Origin of the sequence: Odoribacter sp. N54.MGS-14 (assembly GCF_000980295.1) — a bacterium.
GTDB classification, from domain to species: Bacteria; Bacteroidota; Bacteroidia; order Bacteroidales; family Marinifilaceae; genus Odoribacter; species Odoribacter splanchnicus.
On the sequence record NZ_LARL01000127.1, the window covers coordinates 1 to 3,078 of the forward strand.

At 47.7% G+C, this 3,078-nt stretch carries 4 protein-coding genes; 3 read left to right on the forward strand and 1 reads right to left on the reverse strand.

Going from position 1 to position 3,078, the window contains the following annotated elements; all coding sequences use genetic code 11:
• Nucleotides 1–217 precede the first annotated feature (217 nt).
• Complete coding sequence (locus WS42_RS14415; protein WP_046451333.1) at nt 218–484, forward strand: DUF2089 family protein; 267 nt, start codon at nt 218–220, stop codon at nt 482–484.
• A gap of 30 nt (nt 485–514) precedes the next feature.
• Here WS42_RS14415 and WS42_RS14420 read toward each other — a convergent pair whose 3' ends face one another.
• Nucleotides 515–1,678 (reverse strand): IS4 family transposase, encoded by a 1,164-nt coding sequence (locus tag WS42_RS14420; protein WP_046451336.1) that lies wholly within the window; start codon nt 1,676–1,678, stop codon nt 515–517.
• A gap of 150 nt (nt 1,679–1,828) precedes the next feature.
• Here WS42_RS14420 and WS42_RS14425 point away from each other — a divergent pair, with 150 nt between their 5' ends.
• Both WS42_RS14425 and WS42_RS14430 read left to right on the forward strand, forming a co-directional pair.
• A complete protein-coding gene (locus tag WS42_RS14425) occupies nt 1,829–2,371 on the forward strand; it encodes a hypothetical protein (protein WP_046451334.1) in 543 nt (180 codons plus the stop codon).
• Between the two features lie 270 nt (nt 2,372–2,641).
• Nucleotides 2,642–3,078 (forward strand): endolytic transglycosylase MltG (locus WS42_RS14430; protein ID WP_046451335.1); only part of this gene is annotated, 437 nt, incomplete at its 3' end.

The window sequence follows — 3,078 nt, forward strand, 5'->3', positions numbered from 1 at the left end:
CGCCGCCTGTACGAATATCCGTTCTACCCCGAATACGGGGCTAACTTTACGGTAGGGGTGAAGGCGAACTTTTAGAAGACTTCCCTCCATGCCGGTTTGGCGCATGCGATTTGCCTGCGGGGAGTATTCATGGAGGTAAATTTGCTATTTTTGGGAAATAATATTAATTTTGTCAATCATAAACTAATTTAAACGCAGTATTTCTTTAATAATATTTATGGCTACACTGAAGAACCTCCCCAAAATATGTCCCTCCTGCGGTAAACGTTTGAGCGTGCACGCGATGCATTGCAACGGTTGCCAAACACATATCGAAGGCAATTACAGCCTTCCCGTGATGATGCAGTTGTCAGCCCCTGACCAGCAGTTCGTACTCGATTTCGTGAAGAGCAGCGGCTCGCTGAAGGAGATGGCTCACAAGTTGGGATTGAGTTATCCGACCGTACGCAACAGACTGGACGATATTATCTCTCAACTACATTAGCGTCCCGTTAAAATGGGACGAGTTAAACAATTAATCAAAAAGCCCCGGAATCAGGGGATCATTTAGATCTTTGACATCATTGAAATTAGTCTTGTCGAACAGGTCACGCAAGAGGGTTTTGTCTGTCAATGATATGCTGAGAATTTGCAAAACTTCATAGGTAGAGCGTTTCAACTTCATATCATGTTGGACAATAGCCACAAGACAGTACGTGATAATAGCCACACTGATTTGTATGCGAACAGCGTTCTCTGTTGTGCCCCAGAATTTCTTTATCTTGAGATGCTGCTTGAGCCATTTGAAGAACAGCTCGATTAACCATCTTTTCTTATAAAGATCGGCGACATCCAGTGCAGAAAGTTGTTTTGCATTCGTCAGAAAAGTGAGCTCACGGTCATCCTCTTCGTCGTAATATCGGACGAGTCTGAATGACTCCGGATATTTCTTCCCGGAGAGATATCCGGTCAGTTTCACTTCCGCATCTGTCATTATGTTCTTTGGCATTCTTCGCTTCCATCTGACTGTCTTATACTTTAAGTTCGTCTTGGCTCTGACAACAAAGAAAGAGTCTGTAAGATGTATCCTATAGAGTTCTTTAAAGGAGTCATAAGCCCTGTCGAATATATAATAAGCATTTGGTTCATAATGGATTGAAGACATTGCTGTGGAATCATGCTTTGAGGCAGTGGTTACAGTATAGAAGGCAGGAACTTGTGCTTCAATGTCGTATAAGATATGAGCTTTCACCCCTCCTTTCTTGCTTCGGAACTTTGCCCATGGGAATGTTGCAAGACACAACGGAATCGTTGTTGAATCAAACGCATATTTCTTTCCGGAAATGTCAAGGATGTTGGTCGTCCGCTTCTCGCAGGCTTCCTTCATCATATAGAATGCAAATTCTTCAAAAATTCTATAATCACGGTTCCGGTTGGCTGTCGCAAGAGTTGTCTTGGCTATCGGTTCACGACCTAACCCAAGATGATATTGCTTGGCCCTATGCGCCTCGAAAGCAACGATTAAGTCTCGCAGGCTCTCACGGTTACTCAGTTGTCCAAACATCATCGCGAGCATCTGATTCCAGCAAGTGAAATGTTTCACATACCGGTTGCCATCATACTTGCGAACATAGTTGTTGAACTGAGTCCTGTTCAGAAAAGCGGTTAATTGAGAGAATACGTATTTGTCTTGGAACATAGCAGCCATTTGTATTAGACTGCAAAGTTGCAAAATCAAGTCCGTTTCATTTCAAAAAACCGTGTAATTGACTATATTTCAATAATTTCAAAGAACTATTTATCAACTTTTACGGGACAGTAATGTCTCAACTAAATAAATTCGAAAGCGATGAACAAGATTCTTAACCCGTTCGAATACCTGTCTACAGGGAAAGCGCTCGGTTGGGGCCTCGCGGGAACGCTCTTTTCCATCTGCCTGCTGACCGCGGTGAGTTGGCCCGTCGAGGGCGACGTTTCCAAGATTATCACGATTCTGTCGTCGAATCTGCTGTTGTGGCTGCCCCTCTCGCTGCTGCTGTACGTGATGGCGCTGGTGCTCTCGCCCTCCCGCATCCGGGCCGTGGATATCTTTGCCACCAATCTGTTCGCGATGCTGCCGACGATCGTTATTCTGGGAGTGCTGAGTCTTTGTTCCATGTGGCTGGGGAGCATTGTCTGCGAACCCCGCAGCGCCTGCGAGGTCTTGAAGCAGGCAGCCTACAATCTGATCGTGATCGTCCTGTCGGTTTCGATGGTCTGGTCGATGGTCTGGGGCTGTTTCGCCTACCTCGTTTCGGCCAATATGAAAGGATGGAAGAGCATCGTCGTTTTTGTGATCTGCTATGTCTTCGTGAGTGTGGTCAATCAATTGCTGATCGAATACACCAAATAGGGCGGAGTGCCGTCCGACGCTATGCGGAACCCCTGCCGGGTTCCGTTTTTCGTTTCGGCCCGACGATGGACGGCCATAAAAAAAATATGGAGCTGCAAACCGGAATTTACAGCGCCATATATGGTTGGGTGAGCTGATTATATCGCACCGCTACAACCACATACCCTTGCTCGATTCCTCGCCTGGGGGATTCTGTAGGAGCTGGTCGTATAAGACTCACCCGGCACAAAAGTAGGAATTTTTTATATCTTTGCAAAAATTTTCGACCAGATGCGTAAAAAAACTTTGCTCTATATCTTTTTTGCGGGCCTGTCTGTTCTGCTGATCGCGGGATTCGTCCTTCGTCAGCAGTTCTACGGCAATGCCGTGAAGACGGAACGCGAACTCTTTGTCAGCAGCCGGGCCGATTACCGTGCGCTCGTCGATTCCCTGCTGCCGGAGTTGAAACACCATTGGGCGTTCGGGGTCTATGCCCGGCGCATCAATCTCGCCGAGACCTTCAAGCCCGGACACTATCTCCTTGAACGGGGTATGAGCGTCATCCGGGTGGCCCGGATGCTCAAACTGGGCATGCAGACCCCCGTGCGGGTGACGATCAACAACGTGCGGATTCCCGCCCAGCTGGCGCAGAAACTCGCCGGTCAGATCGACGCCGATTCCGCCGCGATCATGCAGGCGCTGACTTCCGGCGAAGTGGCCCGAAAAGC

Coding starts and splice junctions, on each gene's coding strand:
- WS42_RS14415 (WP_046451333.1), top strand. CDS start 218: ATGGCTACACTGAAGAACCTCCCCAAAATATGTCCCTCCTGCGGTAAA.
- WS42_RS14420 (WP_046451336.1), bottom strand. CDS start 1,678: ATGTTCCAAGACAAATACGTATTCTCTCAATTAACCGCTTTTCTGAAC.
- WS42_RS14425 (WP_046451334.1), top strand. CDS start 1,829: ATGAACAAGATTCTTAACCCGTTCGAATACCTGTCTACAGGGAAAGCG.